This is a genomic window from Streptomyces sp. RLA123 (genome assembly GCF_056270165.1).
Map to the genome: position 1 here is coordinate 3511968 of NZ_JBWDOR010000003.1, position 20204 is coordinate 3532171.

The following is a 20204-nucleotide window of genomic DNA, read 5'->3' on the forward strand; positions in this document are numbered from 1 at the left end:
GTGGCCACGCTCCTGATCGTCCATCACACGCCCTCGCCCCATCTGCAGGCGATGTTCGAGGCGGTCGTCTCTGGCGCCACGACGGACGAGATCGAGGGCGTGGACGTCGTACGGCGGCCGGCGCTGTCCGCGACCGCCTCCGACGTGCTGGCGGCGGACGGCTACCTGCTCGGCACGACCGCGAACCTCGGCTACATGTCGGGTGCGCTCAAGCACTTCTTCGACCAGGTCTACTACCCGTGCCTGGACGCCACGCGCGGCCGCCCCTTCGGCTACTGGGTGCACGGCGGGAGTGATGTCACGGGGACCGTGCGCGGGATCCGGTCGATCACCACGGGCCTGGGGTGGGAACAGGCAGCGGCCGAGGTCACGGTCACCGGCGAGCCCTCCAAGGGCGACCTGGAGGCCTGCTGGGAGCTGGGGGCCACCCTGGCGGCCGGGCTGTCCGCCTAGGCCCCCTCGCTACTCGAGGGCCTGCGGCCCGACGTGCCCCGGCCGCACCCCGTCCTACCGTGGAGGAGGAGAGAGGGGCACTCCATGGCACCCCGGGTACTCGACGGCGCGGCACTGGACGCGCTTCGCTCCGGCTTCGACGGTGAGGTCGTCACTCCCGGCGATCCGGCGTACGACGAGAACCGCACCGTCTTCAACGCGATGGTCGACCGGCGTCCGGCGGTCGTCGCGCTCTGCGCGTCGGCCGGGGACGTGGTGCCGGCGATCCGCTTCGCGCGGGAGCGCGAGCTGGAGATCGCCGTGCGCGGTGGCGGGCACAGCGTCGCCGGGACGTCCCTGACCGACGGCGGTCTCATGGTCGACCTGCGCCGGATGCACGCGGTGGTGGTCGATCCCCGGGCGTGTACGCCGCGGGTCGGCGGCGGCGCCCTGATGACCCATCTGGACCGCGCGACCCAGCCCTACGACCTGGCGGCCACAGGCGGCCGGGTGTCGACGACGGGGGTGGGCGGCTTCACCCTGGGCGGCGGTTCGGGGTGGCTGGAGCGCAGGTTCGGGCTCGCCTGCGACAGCCTGACGGAGGTCGAGCTCGTCACCGCCGACGGCACCATGGTGCGCGCCGCGGAGGACGAGAACCCCGAGCTGTTCTGGGCTCTGCATGGTGGCGGCGGCAACTTCGGCGTCGCCACCTCCCTGACGCTGCGGCTGCACCCGGTACCGCGGATGACCGCCGCCCTGCTGCTGTGGCCGTCGGCCGCAGGTCCTGAAGTGCTGCGCGCCTACCGGGACTTCATGGAGTCGGCGCCGCCGGAGGCGGGCGGGGCCATGCTCTATGTGACGGCGCCGCCGGAGGACTTCGTACCGCCGCACATGGAGGGCACCATGGTGGCCGCGACCTTGGTGACGTACATCGGCCAGGAGGCGCCGACGCGGGAGTTGATCGCGCCGCTCCTGGCACTCTCCCCCGAGGGCACCATGATCGCCGAGCTGCCGTACGCGGAGTTGCAGTGCATGCTCGACGACCCTCCGGGTTACCGCACCTACTGGTCGGCGGAGTATCTGTCGGCGCTGCCCGACGAGGCCGTGGAGCGCTTCTGCGACCGGGCCCGGGCGATGGTCGTCACCTCCCCCTCGCAGCAGGTCCTCTTCCCCGGCGGCGGCGCCATGGCGCACGGCCCGGACGACTATCCGCTGCCCTGGCGCCTCGCCGCGTGGGTCGCCCACCCCTTCGGGCTGTGGGAGAGCCCCGCGGACGACGGCCGCGCCCGGCAGTGGGCCCACGATGTGCGCGAGGACGTGGAGCCGTGGTCCATCGGCGCGTCTACCTCAACTTCATCGGCGACGAGGGCGAGGGGCGGGTCATCACCGGGTTCGGCGCGCACAATCTGAGCCGCCTCGCGCGGGTGAAGACCGAGTACGACCCGAACAACGTCTTCCGGCTGAACCACAACATCGAGCCTGGCTGAGTCCTCTCCCGGCAGACGCGTCCTGCTGCTCGCCTTACGGCTCGACTTGGACGATCTCACGGCCGAGCGGCACCAGGGAGATCGGCACCATCTTGAAGTTGGCGATGCCGAAGGGGATGCCGATGATCGTCAGGCAGAAGCCGACGCCCGCGACGACGTGGCCGATGGCGAGCCAGATGCCCGCGAAGACCAGCCAGATGATGTTGCCGATCGTCGAGGCGACGCCCGCGTCCGGGCGCTCCACCGTGGTGCGGCCGAACGGCCACAACACGTAGTTGGCGATGCGCAGAGAAGCGATGCCCCACGGAATCGTGATGATGAAGACGAACATCAGCAGGCCCAGCAAGGCGTAGCCGATGGCCATCCACAACCCCCAGATGATCAGCCACACGACGTTGAGGATGAGGTTGATCGTCTTCATGGTGTCAGCCTCCCACGGGAGCGCGGGCGGTGCCCGCGCGGGACGGTGACCGGCCCTCAGCGGCGGTGGCCGGCCATCTCCTCCAGCCGGGCGATGCGCTCGGCCATCGGGGGGTGGGTCGAGAAGAGCTTGGACGCGTCGCCCGGGCGGAACGGGTTGGCGATCATCAGGTGGCTGGTGGTCTCCAGCCGCGGCTCGGGCGGCAGCGGCAGGCGCTTGGTGCCCGCGTCCAGCTTGCGCAGGGCGGAGGCCAGGGCGAGCGGGTCGCCGGTGAGGCGGGCGCCGGAGGCGTCCGCCTCGTACTCGCGGGAGCGGCTGACGGCGAGCTGGATGAGGGACGCGGCCAGCGGGCCCAGGATCATCAGCAGCAGCATGCCGAGCAGGCCGGGGCCCTCGTCGTCGTCGGAGCGGCCGATGGGGATCAGCCAGGCGAAGTTGACCAGGAACATCACGACGGAGGCCAGGGCGCCGGCGACCGAGGAGATGAGGATGTCGCGGTTGTAGACGTGGCTGAGCTCGTGGCCGATGACGCCGCGCAGCTCGCGCTCGTCCAGGATGCGCAGGATGCCCTCGGTGCAGCACACCGCGGCATTGCGCGGGTTGCGGCCGGTGGCGAAGGCGTTGGGCGCCTCGGTCGGGGAGATGTAGAGCCGCGGCATCGGCTGCCGGGCGGCGGTGGAGAGCTCGCGGACCATCCGGTACAGCGCCGGGGCCTCGAACTCGCTCACGGGTCGCGCGCGCATCGCGCGAAGGGCGAGCTTGTCGCTGTTCCAGTAGGCGTACGCATTGGTGCCGAGCGCGATGACAAGCGCGACGATCAGTCCCGTGCGGCCGAAGAAACTGCCGATGACCAGGATGAGTGCCGACAGTCCGCCGAGGAGCGCGGCGGTCTTCAGCCCGTTGTGCCGGCGGTGCACGGTCACCCTCCAAAATGTGCAGCAGGAAGACGCTTTCTCCGTTTTCCTAGGAGAACCTCCTGTAAGGGCCAACGCCACCGGGGGGACGTTAGTTCCCTTGTGCGCTTTTCACAGGGTGCTCAGAGCAGCGTGCTCGACGCGAAGCGCAGGACGAGCTGCGGCGCGCCCGACAGGGCGACCCCGACGACGGCGGTGAGCGCGATGGCGGCCATCAGGGGCGCGGGCGTACGAGTGGGCCCGGCGGCCGCCGCGTCGGCGGCCGGAGCCTCGGCGCGGATGAAGAGCAGGGCCGTCCAGCGCAGGTAGTACACCAGGGCGATGACGACGTTGACGGCCATGACGGCGGCCAGCCAGCCCAGGCCGGCGTCGACCGCGGAGGAGAAGACGGCGACCTTGGCGAAGAGGCCGATGACGCCCGGCGGCAGGCCGGCCAGGCAGAGCAGGAAGAAGGCCATGGCGAGCGCCGCGAACGGGTGACGGGCGTACAGGCCCCGGTAGTCGGTGAGGCGGTTGCCGGACGCGGTGCGGCCGACGAGGGCGGCGACACCGAAGGCGCCGAGGTTCACGGCGCCGTACATCAGGGCGTACGCCAGGGTGATGCCTACCTGGCGTTCGGGGTCGGCGTACGCGGCGGCGGCGACCGGCACCAGGAGGTAGCCCGCCTGGCCGATGGAGGACCAGGCCAGGAGGCGTACCGCACTGCGCGACTGACCGGGGCGCTGCCGCAGGGCGGCGACATTGCCGACGGTCATGGTGAGCGCGGCCAGGACCGCGACGGCGGGCCCCCACACGTACGCGTACGGCTCGAAGGCGACGACCGTCACCAGGATGAGGCCGGAGAAACCGGCCGCCTTGCCGACGACCGACAGGTAGCCCGCGACGGGCAGCGGCGCGCCGGTGTACGTGTCGGGCACCCAGAAGTGGAACGGGGCGACCGCGAGTTTGAAGGCGAAGCCGACGACGGTGAGCGCGGCGCCCGCGGCGGCGAGTGTGTCCAGGCGCGGATCGACCGCGTCCAGGCCCCGGGCGACGGCGCTCAGGTGGAGGGTGCCGGTGGCGGCGTAGACGAAGCTGACGCCCAGCAGGGTGACCGCGGTCGCGGCGACGGAGGTGAGGAAGAACTTCAGGGCCGCCTCGCCCGACAGGCGGTCGCCGCGGCGCAGGCCGACCAGTGCGAAGGACGGCAGCGTGGTGACCTCCAGCGCGATGACGAGGGTCGCCAGGTCGCGTGAGGCGGGCAGCAGGGCGGCACCGGCGGCCGAGGACAGCAGCAGGAACCAGAACTCGCCGGCCGGCATCCGGTCCATCAGGTGGATGGAGAGCAGGGCGGCGACCAGCGCCCCGGCCAGCACCAGCAGTTGGACCACCAGGGTGAAGTGGTCGGCGACGTAGGAGCACTCGCGGGGGCTGCCGACGAGGCAGAAGGTGGTGCGGTCGCCGTCCAGCAGCGGCAGCAGGCTGAGCCCGGCCAGGACGAGGCCGCCGGCGGTGATCCAGGCGAGCACCTGCTTGCGGCCCTCGGGAAGGAACAGGTCGGCCACGAGGACGACCAGCGCGGCCACCGCGGCGATGGCGGGCGGCGCGATCGCCGCCCAGTCGACGGACTGGATGACGGAGGTGGCGAGGGGGCTCATCAGCTGCCTCCGAGCAGGGAGCGCACGGCCGGGTCGGTCAGGCCGAGCAGGACGGCGGGCCACAGGCCGGCCAGGACGGTGAGGGCGGCCAGCGGGGTCCAAGCGGCGAACTCGTAGCCCCGGACGTCGGCGAGCTCCGGCCCGCCGGTGACGGTCTCGCGATCGCCCATGCAGACGCGGCGCACGACGACCAGGAGGTACGCGGCGGTGAGCAGTGTGCCGAACGCGGCGATCGCGGTGAACGTCAGGTACGCGCCCCGGTCCAGGCCCGCGGCGGGCCTGAAGGAGCCGAACATGGCGAGCATCTCGCCCCAGAAGCCGGCCAGGCCCGGCAGGCCGAGGGAGGCCACGGCGGCGAAGGCGAGCAGACCGCCCATGCGGGGGGCGCGGCCGTAGAGCGCCGCGCCGGTCCTGCCGGCGAGGCCGTCCAGGTCGGTGGTGCCGTAGCGGTCCTTCAGTGCGCCGACCAGGAAGAACAGCAGGCCGGTGATCAGTCCGTGGGCGATGTTGGCGAAGAGCGCCCCGTTGACGCCGGTCGGGGTCAGCGTGGCGATGCCCAGCAGGACGAAGCCCATGTGGCCGACGGAGCTGTAGGCGATGAGGCGCTTGAGGTCGCCGCCTGCGCCGCTGCGGGCCAGTGCCAGGCACGCCAGCGATCCGTAGATGATCCCGACTACGGCGAAGGCGGCCAGGTAGGGCGCGAAGGTCCGCATGCCGTCGGGGGCGATCGGCAGGAGGATGCGCACGATGCCGTACGTGCCCATCTTCAGCAGGACGCCGGCGAGCAGCACGGAACCGACCGTGGGGGCCGCGGTGTGGGCGTCGGGGAGCCAGCTGTGCAGCGGCCACATGGGGGCCTTCACGGCGAGGCCGATGCCGATGGCGAGGACGGCGATCAGTTGCGTGGAGTGACTGAGCGCCGCCGCGGGGCCACTGTCAGTGGCGAGTGCCACCATGTCGAAGGTGCCGGCCTTCACTCCGATGAGGAGCAGGCCGAGCAGCATGACCACGGAACCGAGCAGCGTGTAGAGGATGAAGCGCAGGGCGGACTTCTCCCGGTTCTCGCCGCCCCAGCGGGCGATGAGGAAGTACATCGGGATCAGGACCGTCTCGAAGGCCAGGAAGAAGAGCACCAGGTCGAGCACGGCGAACGTCGCCAGCGTGCCCGACTCCAGTACGAGCAGGAGCGCGACGAACGCCTTCGGGGAAGGGCCCGCGGGCATCTTGAAGTAGCTGTAGAGCGCGCAGAGGAAGGTCAGCAGCGCGGTCAGCACGAGAAGGGGGAGGCTGATGCCGTCGACACCGAGGTGGAGGTGGATGCCGAGCGCCGGGATCCAGTTGATGTCCGTGGTGGCCTGCATCGTCGCCGGGCTGCCGTGGTCGAAGCCGGCGGCCAGGACGACGGTGAGGGCGAACACCAGGCCGGTGACGGTCACACCGTGGCGCAGCAGGGCCTGGTCGGGGTCCTTGCCCTTCAGGCCGGGCGGGGGCGGCAGCAGGGCGCCGACGGCGCCGAGCAGCGGCAGGACGACGACGGCCGCGAGGACGTACTGGAGGACGGTGTCGTTCACGGCTCACGCTCCGACGGCGACGAGGACGGCGAGGATCACAGAGCCGGCCAGCAGCACGCTGATATAGGTCTGCACATTGCCCGTCTGGGTGCGGCGCACGGCCGCGCCGAGCAGCCGGGGCAGGCCGCCCGCGCCGCGCACGTAGGTCTCCACGACCTCCCGGTCGAGGAAGCGCACGAGACCCGAGGCGGCCAGCACGGGGCGGACGAACAGCGCCGAGTAGACGGCGTCGAGGCGGAAGCCGTGCGAGGCGGGGCCGAAGAGCGGGCCGAGCAGCAGGCGTCCGGGGTCGGCGGGGTCGTTCGCGGCGGCGACGTCCCCGTAGACCTGCTCGTGCGTCTGCAGCGCGGCGGCCTCGGTGAGGGCGGGCTCCTTCTCGGCGGCCTCCGCGGTCACGACCGCGCCGAGCGGCGCACTGCGGCGGGCGGACATCGCCTGCCAGGCGCCGTAGGTGGCGAGCACTCCGACCAGGGAGAGGCCGACGCCGAGGATCGAGGTCACCAGAGTCGGGGCGAGTTCGCCGCCGTCGAACCAGGCGGGCAGGTCGAGGAGGGAGGGCACCAGGGAGACCGCGCCGAAGGCGAGGGTGGGGACGGCCAGCACCCACAGCACGGCGTTCATGACGGCCGGTTCCTTGCCGTGCGCCTCGGGGGCGGAGGCTCCGTGGCCGCGGAAGGCGAGCAGGAAGAGCCGGGTGGCGTAGCCCGCGGTCAGCACGGCGGTGATCAGGGCGGCGATCAGGACCAGCCAGCCGACCGCCGCCGGGACGCCCTCGGCGTGGCCGGAGGAGGCGTGCTCGGCGGCGCGCAGCACGGACTCCTTGGAGAAGAAGCCGGAGAAGGGAGGGATCGCGGCCAGGGCGGCCAGCGCGATGCCCATCGTCCACATGGCGTCCGGCGCGCGCTTGCCGACATCGCCCATGCGGGACATCGCGGCGAGCGAGTTGGTGCCCGCGGCGTGGATGACCGCGCCCGCGGCGAGGAAGAGCAGCGCCTTGAAGGCACCGTGCGACAGGAGGTGGAAGACGGCGGCACCGCGGTCGCCGACGGCGAGGGCGCCCGCCATGTAGCCGAGCTGGCCGATCGTGGAGTACGCCAGGACGCGCTTGATGTCGTCCTGCGCGAACGCCGCGAGCCCCGAGCCGACCATGGTGACGGCGGCCATCGCCCCGAGCACCGCGAGCACCGCGGCGGACGCCTCGAAGACCGGCAGCAGCCGGGCGACGAGGTAGATGCCGGCGGCGACCATCGTGGCGGCGTGGATCAGCGCGGACACCGGCGTGGGGCCGGCCATGGCGTCCGGCAGCCAGGTGTGCAGCGGGAACTGCGCGGACTTGCCCGCGACACCGGCGAGCAGCAGCAGGCCGATCACGGTGGGGTGGTCGAGGCCGCCGTGGGTCGCCGTGGTGAGGATGCCGTTGATCCGGAACGTCCCGGCGTCGGCGGCCAGTGCGAAGACGCCGATCAGGAAGGGGACGTCACCGAGCTTGGTGACCAGGAACGCCTTGAGGGAGGCGGCGCGAGCGACCTCGGTCTCCCAGTAGTGGCCGACCAGGAAGTACGAGCAGATGCCCATGATCTCCCAGCCCACCAGCAGCATCATCAGGTCCCCGGTGTAGACGACCAGGAACATCGCGGCGGTGAAGAGGGACACCAGCGCGGAGTAGGAGGCGTAGCGCGGGTCGTCGCGCAGGTAGCCCGTGGAGTACAGCTGCACGCAGGTCGCGACGAGGCCGACGAGGACGGCGATGAGCACCGAGAAGCCGTCGAGGTGCAGGGCGAGGTCGATGGGGACCGAGCCGGTCGGCGTCAGTCGGGTGGCCGCGTCGGTGGCCGTGCCGCTGCCCTGGCGCGCGGCGACGATCACGGCGAGTACGAAGGCGGTCCCCGTCGGCAGGACGGCCAGCGGCCGGACGAAGCCGGGGACGGTACGGCCGAGCAGCAGGGCGGCTGCGGCGCCGAGGAAGGGGAGGAGGGGGACGAGGACGGCGAGGGTCGTCAGGGTCACGCGGCGGCCTCGGCGTTCTTCTCGGGCGTCTCGGGTGCGGCGGTGGACACGCCCTCATCGTCCTCGCCGTCCCCGGCGGCGAGTTCGGTGAGCCGGTCGATGTCCGAGGTGCCCCGGCTGCGGTACACGAGCAGGACGATGGCGAGCCCGATGCCGATCTCGGCGGCGGCGATGACGATGACGAAGAGCGTCAGCGCCTGCCCCGCGTGCAGGGTGTCGCGCAGCCACACGTCGAAGGCGACCAGATTGAGGTTGACCGCGTTCAGCATCAGCTCGACCGACATCAGGACGAGGATCGCGTTGCGCCGGGCGAGGACCCCGTACAGGCCGACGGAGAAGAGCAGGACGGCCAGGACCGCGGGATAGGCGAGATGCATCAGCGCTCCCCGGACTGCTGACGGGACGGCTTGCGGGACAGAACGATGGCGCCGACCAGCGCTGCCAGCAGGAGCACGGACAGCGCCTCGAACGGCAGCACCCAGTGCCGGAAGAGGATCTGCCCGGTGACCTCGGTGGAGCCCTGCACTCCGCGGTCCACGTCGATCCAGGTGGCCCGGAAGGCGTCGACGACCAGCCACACCAGCGTGCCCGCGGAGGCGATCCCGACGGCCAGCGCGGCGATCCGGTTGCCCGAGTCGGCGTCCGGGGAGGGGCCGATGGGCGCCTTGGTGAGCATCAGGCCGAACAGGACGAGGACGACGACGGAGCCGACGTAGATCAGCACTTGCACCCAGGCGATGAACTCGGCGGTGAGCAGGAGGTATTCGACGGCGACCCCGCCGAGCGCGACCACCAGCCACAGGGCGGCGTGCACCAGGTGCTTGGTGGTGACGCTGACGACGGCCGCGGCGAGCGTGGCGATGCCGACGAGCACGAAGACGACCTCGGCACCGGTCGGCGACAGGAAGCCCGGGTGGGCCGCTGCGATGAGGTTCACGCGTCACCCTCCGCCTGCTGCGCGGCGGCCGCGGCCTTCTCGGCGGCCTTGCGCGCCGCGCCGAGCTCCTTGGGCTCCTCGGCGGCGGGGTCGAGCGGCGGCGGGGCGGGCACCGTCCACATCCAGTCGCGCAGCTTGTCGCGCTCATGGGTGAGGTCGAGGATGTCGGTCTCCGCGTACTCGAACTCCGGCGACCAGAACAGCGCGTCGAAGGGGCACACCTCGATGCAGATGCCGCAGTACATGCAGAGCGAGAAGTCGATGGCGAAGCGGTCCAGCACATTGCGGCTGCGCTCACGGCCGCCGGGTGCGGCGGCCGGCATCGTCTCCTTGTGGGAGTCGATGTAGATGCACCAGTCGGGGCACTCGCGCGCGCAGAGCATGCAGACCGTGCAGTTCTCCTCGAACAGCGCGATCACGCCGCGGCTGCGCGGCGGGAGTTCGGGCTGCGCCTGCGGGTACTGCGCGGTGTGCGAACGCCGCGTCATCGTGCGGAGGGTGACGGCCAGGCCCTTGGCGAGGCCGGAACCGGGGATGCCCATCAGGAGGTCACCACCTTCACCACGCCGGTGAGCGCGATCTGGGCGAGGGCGAGCGGAATCAGGAAGGTCCAGGCGAAGCGCTGCAGCTGGTCCTCGCGCATGCGGGGGTAGGTGACACGGAGCCAGATGACGACGAAGGCCACGAGACCGGTCTTGACCAGCGTCCACAGCCAGCCGAGGCTGCCGGACCACGGACCGTGCCAGCCGCCCAGGAACAGGACGGTGGTCAGTCCGCACAGCACGACGATGCCCGCGTACTCGGCGAGCAGGAACAGCGCGAAGCGCAGACCCGTGTACTCGGTGTACGCCCCGAAGATGATCTCCGAGTCGGCCACCGGCATGTCGAACGGCGGCCGCTGGAGCTCCGCCAGGCCCGCGGTGAAGAAGACGACGGCGCCGATGAGCTGCCACGGCGTCCACCACCACTGGTACGCCTCCACGATGCCGGGCAGCGAGAGCGTCCCTGCGGCCATCGCGACGGACGCGGCGGCCAGCAGCATCGGCAGCTCGTACGACATCAGCTGCGCGGCGGTCCGCAGGCCACCGAGCAGGGAGAACTTGTTGGCCGAGGCCCAGCCCGCCATGAGCGAGCCCAGCACGCCGACGCCCATCACGGCCAGCACGAAGAACAGGCCGGCGTCGATCGTCTGGCCCACGAGGCCGTTCGGCCCGAGCGGGATCACGGCGAGGACCAAGAGGTAGGGCAGCAGCGCGACGACCGGCGCCAGTTGGAAGACCCTGCGGTCGGCGTCCGCCGGGACCACGTCCTCCTTCTGCGCGAACTTCACGCCGTCGGCGACGAGTTGCGCCCAGCCGTGGAAACCGCCCGCGTACATCGGGCCGAGTCGGCCCTGCATGTGGGCCATCACCTTGTGCTCGGTCTGGCCGACGACGAGGGGCAGCACCAGGAAGACGACGAGGACGGCGAGCAGCCGGAGGATCACGTCGAGTGCGTCGCTCACGGGGTGCCGCCTCCTTCGTCGTTGTCGTCGCCGCGGTTTTCGCCGTTGCGGTTGTCGTCGCCGCCGTCGGCCCGGGGTTCCGCGGGGGGGCCGGGTTTGCTCGCGGACTCGTCCGGCCGCGCCAATGCGTCCTTGGGCGGGGCGGGCGGGGCGGGCGGCTCGGCCGCCGCAGGGGCCGGGGTGTCCTGGGGGACGTCCCAGGGAGCGTCCGGGGTACGCCTGCGGGGCGCGGCGGGGGCTTCGGCAGCCGCCTGACTGGCCGAGCCCTCCGTGACGCTGCGGGCGCGCCGGGCGGGGCGCTCCCCTGCGGCGGAACCGGCGGCGGCGCCGGCCCCGCCGGTGGCACCGGCCGCGCGCGGAGTACGGGCGGGACGAGCCGGAGGGGGCGGGAGCTGGCCCTTCAGCGGGCCCCAGTCGTTGGGGTCGGGCACGCCCGGGGGCAGCATCTGGCGGCGCTTGGGCCCACCGTGCTCGGGCTCCCCCGGCTCCTTCGCGCCCGGCCACGCCTTCGCCACCCGCGCCGCGAGCACGAAGTCCTTGCGCAGCGGGTGCCCCTCGAATCCGTCGGGCAGCAGCAGCGGTGCCAGGTGCGGGTGGCCGGTGAAGCCGATGCCGAACATCTCGTGGGTCTCGCGCTCGTGCCAGGCGGCGCCCGCGTACACGCCGATGGCGGTCGGCAGCGCAGGCGCGTCGTGCGGGACGGTCGTGCGGATCAGCAGCCGCCGTACGGATCCCACGGCCGGGGCCACGACGTGGGCACAGACCCGGAAGCCGGAGCCGGGCTCGTCGACGGCGCTGAGCCAGTCGAAGAAGGAGCAGCCGAGCACGTCTCGGGCGGCCTGGAGCGCGCCGGTCCAGGCTCCGGCGGGCACGTCCACGGTGAGCAGGCCGTACGCCTCCTCCGCCGTGGCCTCCGGGCCGAAGACCTCGGCGACGGCCGCCGGGTCGGGCAGCCGGTCGAAGGGGCCGGTCACTTCGCGGCCTCCCCGGGCGGCGGCGGTGCCTGCACCAGGCCGCTGCGCAGCGCGCCGGCGGACGCCTGCGGGGCGCCGCCCTCGCCGTACCGCTCGCCCAGCGACTCGCGGGCGATCTTCTCCTGGAGCTTGAGGATGCCCTGGAGCAGCGCCTCGGGCCGCGGCGGGCAGCCGGGCACGTAGACGTCGACGGGGATGATCTGGTCGACGCCCTTGGTGACGGCGTACGAGTCCCAGTAGGGCCCGCCGCAGTTGGAGCAGGCGCCGAAGGAGATCACGTACTTCGGCTCGGGCATCTGCTCGTACAGCCGCTTGACGGCGGGCGCCATCTTGTCGGTCACCGTGCCCGAGACGATCATGAGGTCGGCCTGGCGCGGGCCGGGCGCGAAGGGGATCACGCCGAGCCGGATGAAGTCGTGCCGGGCCATGGATGCCGCGATGAACTCGATGGCGCAGCAGGCGAGCCCGAAGTTGAAGACCCAAAGGCTGTAGCGGCGGCCCCAGTTGAGGACCACCTTCATGGGTTCGGGCGCGAGGCGGGCCAGCGTGCCGAGCCGGCGCGGCTCGGGCAGGAACTGGGGCTCGGGGGTGTTCACGTCCATTCCAGGACCCCCTTCTTCCATGCGTAGAGCAGGCCGACGGCGAGGAAGCCGAGGAAGACGAACATCTCCACCAGCGTCGTCCCGCCGTATCCCGGGGCGGCGTAGACCGTCGCCCACGGGAAGAGGAAGACCGCGTCGACCGCGAAGATCACATACAGGAAGGAGTAGACGTAGTAGCGGATCTGGGTGTGCGCCCAGCCCTCGCCGACAGGGTCGACGCCGCACTCGTACGTGAGCATCTTCTCCTGCGTGGGCACGACCGGCCGCAGCAGACGGCCGGCCCCGAAGGCCACGGTCACGAAGAGCACCCCGAGCACCGCGACCAGGCCGACGACCGAGTAGCCGTGGAAGTAGTCCACGTCCGTCCGCCCCTCGTCTCTCGTCGTTCACGCGTTGTCCAGCGATCCCGGTGGATCTTTAGACGATCTGTACGAACGGAGTCTAGGCCCTGCCCCAGGCGCCGCAGGCACCCCGCCGCGACGGGGTACGGATAACCCCACCTTGTCCCGCAGGCGCACCCCATGGCGGTGACCCCCCGCCCACCGGCAGGCTTGGCGTCATGACCACCAACTCCCAGCGCGGGGACGCCCCACTCCCGCCGGCACGGCTCGCCTTCGACCCGGTGACGTGGAAGGAGATCGCGTATCTCCTGACGAATCTGGCGGTGGACCTCGCGGGCTTCGTCTACGTCGTCGTCGTGCTGTCCCTCGGCATCGGCCTGTCGGTCACGGTCGTCGGCCTGCCGCTGCTGGCGCTGGGGCTCGCGGGCTGCCGGCTGCTGGGGTGGCTGGAGCGGATGCGGGCACGCGGGCTGCTCGGGGTCGCGGTGGACGAGCCGCGCAGGCTGCGGCCAGGGCGGATGGGCTTCTTCCCGTGGCTGTGGACATCGCTGAAGGACCCGGTGGCATGGCGGCACGCGCTGTACTTCCTCGCTCGGCTGCCGTGGGGCATCGTGACCTTCACCGTCACCTTGACCTCGCTGTTCGTGGCGTGGCCGGTGCTGCCGTTCATCGCGCGGGGGCTGGCGAACGCGGACCGGGCGATGGTGCGCGGCCTGCTGTCGCCCTCGGACGAGCTGGAGCGTCGCATCGCCGAGCTGGAGTCCGACCGGGGCACCGTGGTGGACACCGCCGCCGCCGACCTGCGGCGCATCGAGCGCGACCTGCACGACGGCGCGCAGGCCCGCCTGGTGGCCCTGGCCATGGACCTGGGCCTGGCCAAGGAGAAGCTGCTGGAGGACCCGGAGGCGGCGGCCAGGATGGTCGGCGACGCCCATGGCGAGGTGAAGCTCGCCCTCCAGGAACTGCGCGACCTGGCCCGCGGCATCCACCCGGCGATCCTCACCGACCGCGGCCTGGACGCGGCCCTGTCCTCGGTGGCCGTGCGCTGCACCGTGCCGGTCCAGGTGGGCGTGGACCTGCCGGCCCGGCCGGCACCCGCCATCGAGGGCATCGCGTACTTCACCGTCTCCGAACTGCTCCAGAACATCAGCAAGCACAGCGGGGCGGGCCGTGCCGCGGTGGAGCTGTGGCGGTCCGGCGAACGTCTGATGATCCAGGTGCGGGACGACGGCAGGGGCGGGGCGAGCGCCGCGAACGGCAGCGGTCTGGCCGGGCTCACCGAGCGGCTGGGCTCCGTGGACGGCCTGCTCGTCATCGACTCCCCCCAGGGCGGCCCCACGACGGTGACGGCCGAGCTGCCGTGGCGCGACCGCGACTAACCGCGGGCCCGGTCGGCGGCCCGAGGTTCGGGGTGGGGTTTTCCCCAGGTGGAAGAGGCCCATCCGCACCATGGGCCGGGGTGTCGGGGGCGGCGAGGCTGGAAGCGTGCACACGACAGTGACACGAGGGCACCACAGGCACACGGAGAAAGGGACGGACGTGACCATGGCATACGGTTTCCCGGAGCCGCGAGAGCACCGGCTGCCCGCGGCGCTGCGAGCGCCGATCGAGGCCCGCACCTGGCGTGAACTCCTGTATCTACTGCTCAACCTGCCGATGGGCATCATCGGCTTTACCTTCGCGGTGACGATGCTGTCCCTGGGCGCCGGTCTGCTGGTCACCTTCCTCGGCCTGCCGGTCCTCACGGTGATGCTGGCCGGGTGCCGCGGTCTCGGCATGGTGGAGCGCGAGCGGGCCCGCAAGTGCCTGCACCTGGACGTGGCCGAGCCGGCGCCGCTGCGGCGGAGGCCCGGGCAGGGCTTCCTGGCGTGGCTGGGCGGCCAGCTCACCAACGGCACGTCCTGGCGGCACGTCCTCTACTGCTTCGTGCACTTCCCGTGGGGCGTCTTCACCTTCTCCGTGGCCATCTCCTTCTTCACCTACGGCTGGGGGATGCTCACCTACCCGCTGTGGCGGTGGGTCTTCCCGGCGTACACCGACCAGCCGGGTCTGCAGCTCTACGGGGACGGGCACGGCCGCGGCTGGTACCTGGACTCCCCCTTCGAGCAGGCGGCCACCTCCGCGGTGGGGCTGCTGCTGGTGCTGGCCACGCCGTGGCTGATCCGCGGCATGGCGTACGTCGACCGGGGACTGGTCGCCGGGCTGCTCGGACCGTCCCGGCTGGCCAGCCGTGTCACGGAGCTGGAGTCCGACCGCGGGGTGGTCGTGGACACCGCCGCCGCCGACCTGCGGCGCATCGAGCGCGATCTGCACGACGGCGCGCAGGCCCGCCTGGTGGCCCTCGCGATGGACCTGGGCCTGGCCAAGGAGAAGCTCCAGGAGGACCCGCAGGCCGCCGCGACCATGGTCGAGGAGGCGCACGGCGAGGTGAAGCTCGCCCTCCAGGAACTGCGCGACCTCGCCCGCGGCATCCACCCGGCGATCCTCACCGACCGCGGCCTGGACGCGGCCCTGTCCTCACTGGCCGCGCGCTGCACCGTGCCGGTCCAGGTGAGCGTGGACCTGCCGGCCCGCCCGGTCCCGGCGATCGAGGGCATCGCGTACTTCACCGTCTCCGAACTGCTCCAGAACATCAGCAAGCACAGCGGGGCCTCGCGGGCGACCCTCGACCTGTGGCGCTCCGGCGACCGGCTGATGATCCACGTCGTCGACAACGGCCGCGGCGGCGCCGGCGCCGCGAACGGCAGCGGTCTGGCCGGGCTCGCCGAGCGGCTGGGCGCGGTGGACGGTGTGCTCGCCGTGGACTCCCCGGCCGGCGGCCCGACGACCGTCGCCGCGGAGCTGCCCTGGCGCACCTGAGCGACGAACCTGTCCCCTCCGCCCTCCCCGGCGCGGCAAGGCCGTGTGCCTTCCGCCGGAAGCTGGAATGCTGGGGAGGGACACGTCAACGTCGACATGGGGGCCGGAAGTCGTGGAGGACAGGGTGCGCGTGGTCATCGCCGAGGACTCGGTGTTGCTGCGAGAGGGGCTGACCCGGCTGCTGACCGACCGGGGGCACGACGTCGTGGCCGGGGTGGGCGACGCCGAGGCGCTGCTGAAGGTGATCGCGGAACTCGCGGCGGAGGACACCCTGCCCGATGTCGTCGTCGCCGACGTGCGGATGCCGCCCACCCACACCGACGAGGGCGTGCGCGCGGCGGTGCGGCTGCGCCGCGACCACCCGGGGCTGGGTGTGCTCGTCCTGTCGCAGTACGTTGAGGAGCAGTACGCCACCGAGCTCCTGGCGGGCAGCAGCCGCGGCGTCGGCTACCTGCTCAAGGACCGGGTGGCCGATGTCAGGGAGTTCGTCGACGCCGTGGTCCGGGTGGCCGCGGGCGGCACCGCTCTGGACCCGGAGGTGGTGGCCCAGCTGCTGGGCCGCAGCCGCAAGCAGGACGTGCTGACGGGGCTGACACCGCGCGAGCGCGAGGTGCTGGGGCTGATGGCCGAGGGGCGGACGAACTCCGCGATCGCCAAGCAGCTCGTGGTGAGCGACGGCGCGGTAGAGAAGCACGTGAGCAACATCTTCCTGAAGCTGGGCCTGGCGCCCAGCGTCGGGGACCACCGGCGTGTGCTGGCCGTGCTGACGTATCTGAACTCGTAGCCTTCTGACATATTGTCAGGTTCGGTCGCGGGCACGCGGAACTGCGGGGAGGACGTCGGGCGTCCACGGGCGTGGGGCCTTCGTGTCCCGCGCGGGTCCCACCCTGTGGGAACACCCGGGAAGGCGACCCTTACCCACGTACGATGGCGCGTGGGACAAAAGGTCGCGGCTCCGGCCGTGTGCCGCCGCCTCGAAGGAGGTCCGATTCAGTGACCAGCCAGGTCAGCAGCGCGTCAGGCACCGATCAGCCCGTTATGGGCGAGCAGCGGAAACCGGCCAAGGAGACCAGGAAACTCGACCGGGTCGTCATCCGTTTCGCAGGGGACTCGGGCGACGGCATGCAGCTCACGGGAGACCGGTTCACCTCGGAAACGGCGTCGTTCGGCAACGATCTGTCGACGCTGCCCAACTTCCCCGCCGAGATCCGGGCGCCGGCAGGCACCTTGCCGGGCGTCTCGAGTTTCCAGCTGCACTTCGCCGACCACGACATCCTCACCCCGGGTGACGCTCCCGACGTGCTGGTCGCGATGAACCCGGCGGCGCTGAAGGCGAACATCGGCGACCTGCCGCGCGGCGCCGAGATCATCGTCAACACCGACGAATTCACCACCCGTGCGATGACGAAGGTCGGCTACGCCGCCTCCCCCCTGGAGGACGACTCGCTGTCGGCCTACGCGGTCCACCCGGTGCCGCTGACCACCCTCACGGTGGAGGCGCTCAAGGACTTCCCGCTGAGCCGCAAGGAGGCCGAGCGCAGCAAGAACATGTTCGCGCTCGGACTGCTCTCGTGGATGTACCACCGGCCCACCGAGGGCACCGAGGACTTCCTGCGCAAGAAGTTCGCGAAGAAGCCCGAGCTCGCCGAGGCGAACGTCGCCGCCTTCCGGGCGGGCTGGAACTTCGGCGAGACCACCGAGGACTTCGCCGTCAGCTACGAGGTGGCACCGGCGGAAGCGGCCTTCCCGGCCGGCACGTACCGCAACATCTCCGGGAACCTGGCGCTGTCCTACGGCCTGGTCGCCGCGAGCCGTCAGGCCGACCTGCCGCTGTTCCTGGGCTCGTACCCGATCACCCCGGCCTCCGACATCCTGCACGAGCTGAGCAAGCACAAGAACTTCGGCGTGCGCACCTTCCAGGCGGAGGACGAGATCGCCGGCATCGGCGCGGCGCTCGGCGCGGCCTTCGGCGGCTCGCTGGCCGTCACCACCACCTCCGGCCCCGGTGTGGCCCTGAAGTCGGAGACGATCGGTTTGGCGGTGTCGCTGGAACTGCCGCTGCTGGTGATCGACATCCAGCGCGGCGGTCCCTCGACGGGCCTGCCGACCAAGACCGAGCAGGCCGACCTGCTGCAGGCGATGTACGGCCGCAACGGCGAGGCACCGGTGCCCATCGTGGCGCCCAGCACTCCCGGCGACTGCTTCGACGCCGCCATGGAGGCGGCCAGGATCGCGCTGACGTACCGGACGCCGGTGCTGCTGCTCTCCGACGGCTACCTGGCCAACGGCTCCGAACCGTGGCGCGTCCCGGAGCTGGACGAACTGCCGGACCTGCGGGTGCAGTTCGCGACCACGCCCAACCACGTGGCCGAGGACGGCACCGAGGAGTTCTGGCCCTACCAGCGCGATCCGGAGACCCTGGCCCGTCCCTGGGCGGTACCGGGCACGCCGGGGCTCGAGCACCGGATCGGCGGCATCGAGAAGCAGGACGGCACGGGCCACATCTCGTACGACCCGGCCAACCACGACCACATGGTGCGTACCCGGCAGGCCAAGATCGACGGCATCAAGGTGCCGGACGTGACCGTGGACGATCCCGGAGGCGCCGCACGCACCCTGGTCGTCGGCTGGGGCTCGACGTACGGGCCGATCACGGCGGCCGTACGGCGCATCAGGGGCGCAGGGGGCGCGGTCGCGCAGGCCCATCTGCGCCATCTGAATCCCTTCCCGGGGAATCTCGGTGAGGTTCTGAAGCGTTATGACAAGGTGGTGGTGCCGGAGATGAACCTCGGCCAGCTCGCCCACCTTCTGCGGGCGAAGTACCTGGTCGACGCCCGCTCGCACACCCAGGTCACCGGCCTTCCGTTCAAGGCCGAGCAGCTCGCTGCCGCCATCCAGGAGGAGAGCGCAGATGTCTGAGGCTCCTGCCGTCGACCATCCGGGCCCGGGGCTGCCGGCGCTGTCCCTGGTCCCCAAGGCCGACGCCAAGCAGTCCATGAAGGACTTCAAGTCGGACCAGGAAGTGCGCTGGTGCCCCGGATGCGGCGACTACGCGATCCTCGCCGCCGTACAGGGCTTCATGCCCGAACTGGGCCTGGCCAGGGAGAACATCGTCTTCGTCTCCGGGATCGGCTGCTCCTCCCGCTTCCCGTACTACATGAACACCTACGGGATGCACTCCATCCACGGCCGCGCCCCGGCCATCGCGACCGGGCTCGCCGCCTCGCGGCGCGACCTGTCGGTGTGGGTGGTCACCGGTGACGGCGACGGGCTGTCGATCGGCGGCAACCACCTGATCCACGCGCTGCGGCGCAATGTGAACCTGAAGATCCTGCTCTTCAACAACCGGATCTACGGACTCACCAAGGGCCAGTACAGCCCGACGTCCGAGCTCGGGAAGATCACCAAGTCAACGCCCATGGGCTCGCTGGACGCGCCCTTCAACCCGGTGTCGCTGGCGATCGGCGCGGAGGCCTCCTTCGTGGCCCGCACCATCGACTCCGACCGCAAGCACCTCACGAGCGTGCTGCGCGAGGCGGCGGCGCACCCGGGCACCGCGATCGTGGAGATCTACCAGAACTGCAACATCTTCAACGACGGCGCCTTCGAGGCGCTCAAGGACCGCGCCACGGCCGAGGAGGCGGTGATCCGCCTGGAGCACGGCCGGCCGGTGCGCTTCGGCGCCGATAGCGCCAAGGGTGTCGTGCGCGACCCGGCCACCGGCGACCTGAAGGTCGTCGAGGTCACCGAGGCGAACGAGGGCGACATCCTGGTGCACGACGCGCACGCGGCCTCGCCCACGACGGCCTTCGCCCTGTCCCGGCTCGCCGATCCCGACACGCTGCACCACACGCCCATCGGCGTGCTCCGCAGCGTCGTGAGACCGGTCTACGACGACCTGATGTCGGAGCAGCTGGAGCGCTCCGTCGAGCAGCAGGGCAAGGGCGACCTGGCCTCGCTGCTGGCCGGCGGCGACACCTGGACGGTCGTCGGCTGACACGCCGTCCCCCGTTCCCGTCCGGGGCCCGGGCCTGTCGATCAGGCCCGGGCCCCGTCGTATGCCTCGCGGGCCACCGCGACCTGCTCCGTGCGGCTCTCCGCCCACCGGGCGAGCCCCCAGACCTGGTCGGCGGCCTCCTTACCGAGCGCGGTCAGGGTGTACTCGACGCGCGGCGGGATCACCGGGTAGGCCTCGCGGTGCACGAAGCCGTCGCGCTCCAGGGTCTGGAGGGTCTGCGCGAGCATCTTCTCGCTGACGCCCCCGACGGTGCGCCGCAGCTCGCTGAAGCGCCGCGTGCCGTCGATCAGTGCGGCCAGCACGAGGACACCCCACCTGCTGGTGACGTGCTCGAGGATCACGCGCGAGGGGCAGTTGCGGGCGTTCACATCCGGTGTCCCCAGTACGGCGGCGAGCTCTTCCCTTACGTCCATGCCACTACCTTACCCAGAAGTGGGTACTTTCGCTGAGTTAGTACCCCACCTAGGGTTAGTCGTGCATCCGCACTCAATGGAACCGCC

Annotated in this window: 19 protein-coding genes and 1 pseudogene; 7 read left to right on the forward strand and 13 right to left on the reverse strand. The window is 71.6% G+C overall.

Translation table 11 applies throughout. The features are described 5' to 3' along the window. Together RV983_RS15900 and RV983_RS15905 are read left to right on the forward strand one after the other, a co-directional pair. Nucleotides 1–453 carry a flavodoxin family protein gene (locus RV983_RS15900; protein WP_475986441.1) on the forward strand — a complete coding sequence of 151 codons (453 nt, stop codon included), beginning with the start codon at nt 1–3 and terminating at the stop codon, nt 451–453. An 84-nt stretch (nt 454–537) separates the two neighbouring features. Beyond that, nucleotides 538–1919 (forward strand): annotated as a pseudogene (locus tag RV983_RS15905) (FAD-binding oxidoreductase). 34 nt (nt 1920–1953) lie between these two features. Here RV983_RS15905 and RV983_RS15910 read toward each other — a convergent pair. The 12 genes from RV983_RS15910 to RV983_RS15965 form a co-directional block, all read right to left on the reverse strand. Beyond that, nucleotides 1954–2340 carry a YccF domain-containing protein gene (locus tag RV983_RS15910; protein ID WP_475986442.1) on the reverse strand — a complete coding sequence of 129 codons (387 nt, stop codon included), beginning with the start codon at nt 2338–2340 and terminating at the stop codon, nt 1954–1956. A 56-nt stretch (nt 2341–2396) separates the two neighbouring features. Then, a complete protein-coding gene (htpX, locus tag RV983_RS15915) occupies nt 2397–3257 on the reverse strand; it encodes a zinc metalloprotease HtpX (protein ID WP_475990338.1) in 861 nt (286 codons plus the stop codon). Nucleotides 3258–3376: 119 nt separating this feature from the next. Beyond that, the gene (locus tag RV983_RS15920) at nt 3377–4891 is read right to left on the reverse strand and encodes an NADH-quinone oxidoreductase subunit N (protein WP_475986443.1); all 1515 of its coding nucleotides are present in this window, start codon (nt 4889–4891) and stop codon (nt 3377–3379) included. Beyond that, on the reverse strand, nt 4891–6462 hold the full coding sequence (locus RV983_RS15925) for a complex I subunit 4 family protein (protein WP_475986444.1): 1572 nt from the start codon (nt 6460–6462) through the stop codon (nt 4891–4893). Before RV983_RS15925 ends, RV983_RS15920 begins: the two co-directional genes overlap by 1 nt. 3 nt (nt 6463–6465) lie before the next feature. Next, entirely contained in the window at nt 6466–8469 is a 2004-nt protein-coding gene (locus tag RV983_RS15930; RefSeq protein WP_475986445.1) for an NADH-quinone oxidoreductase subunit 5 family protein, read from the reverse strand. After that, the gene (nuoK, locus tag RV983_RS15935; RefSeq protein ID WP_475986446.1) at nt 8466–8846 is read right to left on the reverse strand and encodes an NADH-quinone oxidoreductase subunit NuoK; all 381 of its coding nucleotides are present in this window, start codon (nt 8844–8846) and stop codon (nt 8466–8468) included. Before nuoK ends, RV983_RS15930 begins: the two co-directional genes overlap by 4 nt. Next, nucleotides 8846–9406, reverse strand: a complete 561-nt coding sequence (locus RV983_RS15940) for an NADH-quinone oxidoreductase subunit J family protein (protein WP_475986447.1) — start codon at nt 9404–9406, stop codon at nt 8846–8848. The genes nuoK and RV983_RS15940 overlap by 1 nt, the downstream gene beginning before the upstream one ends. Beyond that, nucleotides 9403–9951, reverse strand: coding sequence for a NuoI/complex I 23 kDa subunit family protein (locus tag RV983_RS15945; RefSeq protein ID WP_475990339.1), 549 nt, complete (start codon nt 9949–9951; stop codon nt 9403–9405). The genes RV983_RS15940 and RV983_RS15945 overlap by 4 nt, the downstream gene beginning before the upstream one ends. Further along, a complete protein-coding gene (gene nuoH, locus RV983_RS15950; protein ID WP_475986448.1) occupies nt 9948–10910 on the reverse strand; it encodes an NADH-quinone oxidoreductase subunit NuoH in 963 nt (320 codons plus the stop codon). Before nuoH ends, RV983_RS15945 begins: the two co-directional genes overlap by 4 nt. Beyond that, nucleotides 10907–11884 carry an NADH-quinone oxidoreductase subunit C gene (locus RV983_RS15955; RefSeq protein ID WP_475986449.1) on the reverse strand — a complete coding sequence of 326 codons (978 nt, stop codon included), beginning with the start codon at nt 11882–11884 and terminating at the stop codon, nt 10907–10909. Before RV983_RS15955 ends, nuoH begins: the two co-directional genes overlap by 4 nt. Next, on the reverse strand, nt 11881–12486 hold the full coding sequence (locus RV983_RS15960) for an NADH-quinone oxidoreductase subunit B (RefSeq protein WP_475986450.1): 606 nt from the start codon (nt 12484–12486) through the stop codon (nt 11881–11883). The genes RV983_RS15955 and RV983_RS15960 overlap by 4 nt, the downstream gene beginning before the upstream one ends. Continuing rightward, nucleotides 12477–12845 carry an NADH-quinone oxidoreductase subunit A gene (locus RV983_RS15965; protein ID WP_475986451.1) on the reverse strand — a complete coding sequence of 123 codons (369 nt, stop codon included), beginning with the start codon at nt 12843–12845 and terminating at the stop codon, nt 12477–12479. Before RV983_RS15965 ends, RV983_RS15960 begins: the two co-directional genes overlap by 10 nt. Nucleotides 12846–13045: 200 nt before the next feature. Here RV983_RS15965 and RV983_RS15970 point away from each other — a divergent pair, with 200 nt between their 5' ends. The 5 genes from RV983_RS15970 to RV983_RS15990 all read left to right on the forward strand — a co-directional run bounded on the left by RV983_RS15970 (nt 13046) and on the right by RV983_RS15990 (nt 19683). Further along, nucleotides 13046–14206, forward strand: a complete 1161-nt coding sequence (locus RV983_RS15970) for a sensor histidine kinase (RefSeq protein WP_475986452.1) — start codon at nt 13046–13048, stop codon at nt 14204–14206. Nucleotides 14207–14372: 166 nt separating this feature from the next. Then, a complete protein-coding gene (locus tag RV983_RS15975; protein WP_475990340.1) occupies nt 14373–15686 on the forward strand; it encodes a sensor histidine kinase in 1314 nt (437 codons plus the stop codon). A 124-nt stretch (nt 15687–15810) separates the two neighbouring features. Beyond that, nucleotides 15811–16470 (forward strand): LuxR C-terminal-related transcriptional regulator, encoded by a 660-nt coding sequence (locus RV983_RS15980; RefSeq protein ID WP_475986453.1) that lies wholly within the window; start codon nt 15811–15813, stop codon nt 16468–16470. 209 nt (nt 16471–16679) lie between these two features. Beyond that, the gene (locus tag RV983_RS15985; RefSeq protein WP_475986454.1) at nt 16680–18605 is read left to right on the forward strand and encodes a 2-oxoacid:acceptor oxidoreductase subunit alpha; all 1926 of its coding nucleotides are present in this window, start codon (nt 16680–16682) and stop codon (nt 18603–18605) included. Beyond that, nucleotides 18598–19683 carry a 2-oxoacid:ferredoxin oxidoreductase subunit beta gene (locus RV983_RS15990; protein WP_475986455.1) on the forward strand — a complete coding sequence of 362 codons (1086 nt, stop codon included), beginning with the start codon at nt 18598–18600 and terminating at the stop codon, nt 19681–19683. Before RV983_RS15985 ends, RV983_RS15990 begins: the two co-directional genes overlap by 8 nt. A gap of 41 nt (nt 19684–19724) precedes the next feature. Here RV983_RS15990 and RV983_RS15995 read toward each other — a convergent pair whose 3' ends face one another. Beyond that, the gene (locus RV983_RS15995; RefSeq protein ID WP_475986456.1) at nt 19725–20117 is read right to left on the reverse strand and encodes a winged helix-turn-helix transcriptional regulator; all 393 of its coding nucleotides are present in this window, start codon (nt 20115–20117) and stop codon (nt 19725–19727) included. Nucleotides 20118–20204 lie beyond the last annotated feature (87 nt).

Excerpts from the sequence above, each read along its gene's own strand:
- RV983_RS15990 (WP_475986455.1), top strand. The coding sequence starts at position 18,598 with ATGTCTGAGGCTCCTGCCGTCGACCATCCGGGCCCGGGGCTGCCGGCG.
- nuoK (WP_475986446.1), bottom strand. The coding sequence starts at position 8,846 with ATGCATCTCGCCTATCCCGCGGTCCTGGCCGTCCTGCTCTTCTCCGTC.
- RV983_RS15970 (WP_475986452.1), top strand. The coding sequence starts at position 13,046 with ATGACCACCAACTCCCAGCGCGGGGACGCCCCACTCCCGCCGGCACGG.
- RV983_RS15995 (WP_475986456.1), bottom strand. The coding sequence starts at position 20,117 with ATGGACGTAAGGGAAGAGCTCGCCGCCGTACTGGGGACACCGGATGTG.
- RV983_RS15960 (WP_475986450.1), bottom strand. The coding sequence starts at position 12,486 with ATGGACGTGAACACCCCCGAGCCCCAGTTCCTGCCCGAGCCGCGCCGG.
- RV983_RS15975 (WP_475990340.1), top strand. The coding sequence starts at position 14,373 with ATGGCATACGGTTTCCCGGAGCCGCGAGAGCACCGGCTGCCCGCGGCG.
- RV983_RS15920 (WP_475986443.1), bottom strand. The coding sequence starts at position 4,891 with ATGAGCCCCCTCGCCACCTCCGTCATCCAGTCCGTCGACTGGGCGGCG.
- RV983_RS15910 (WP_475986442.1), bottom strand. The coding sequence starts at position 2,340 with ATGAAGACGATCAACCTCATCCTCAACGTCGTGTGGCTGATCATCTGG.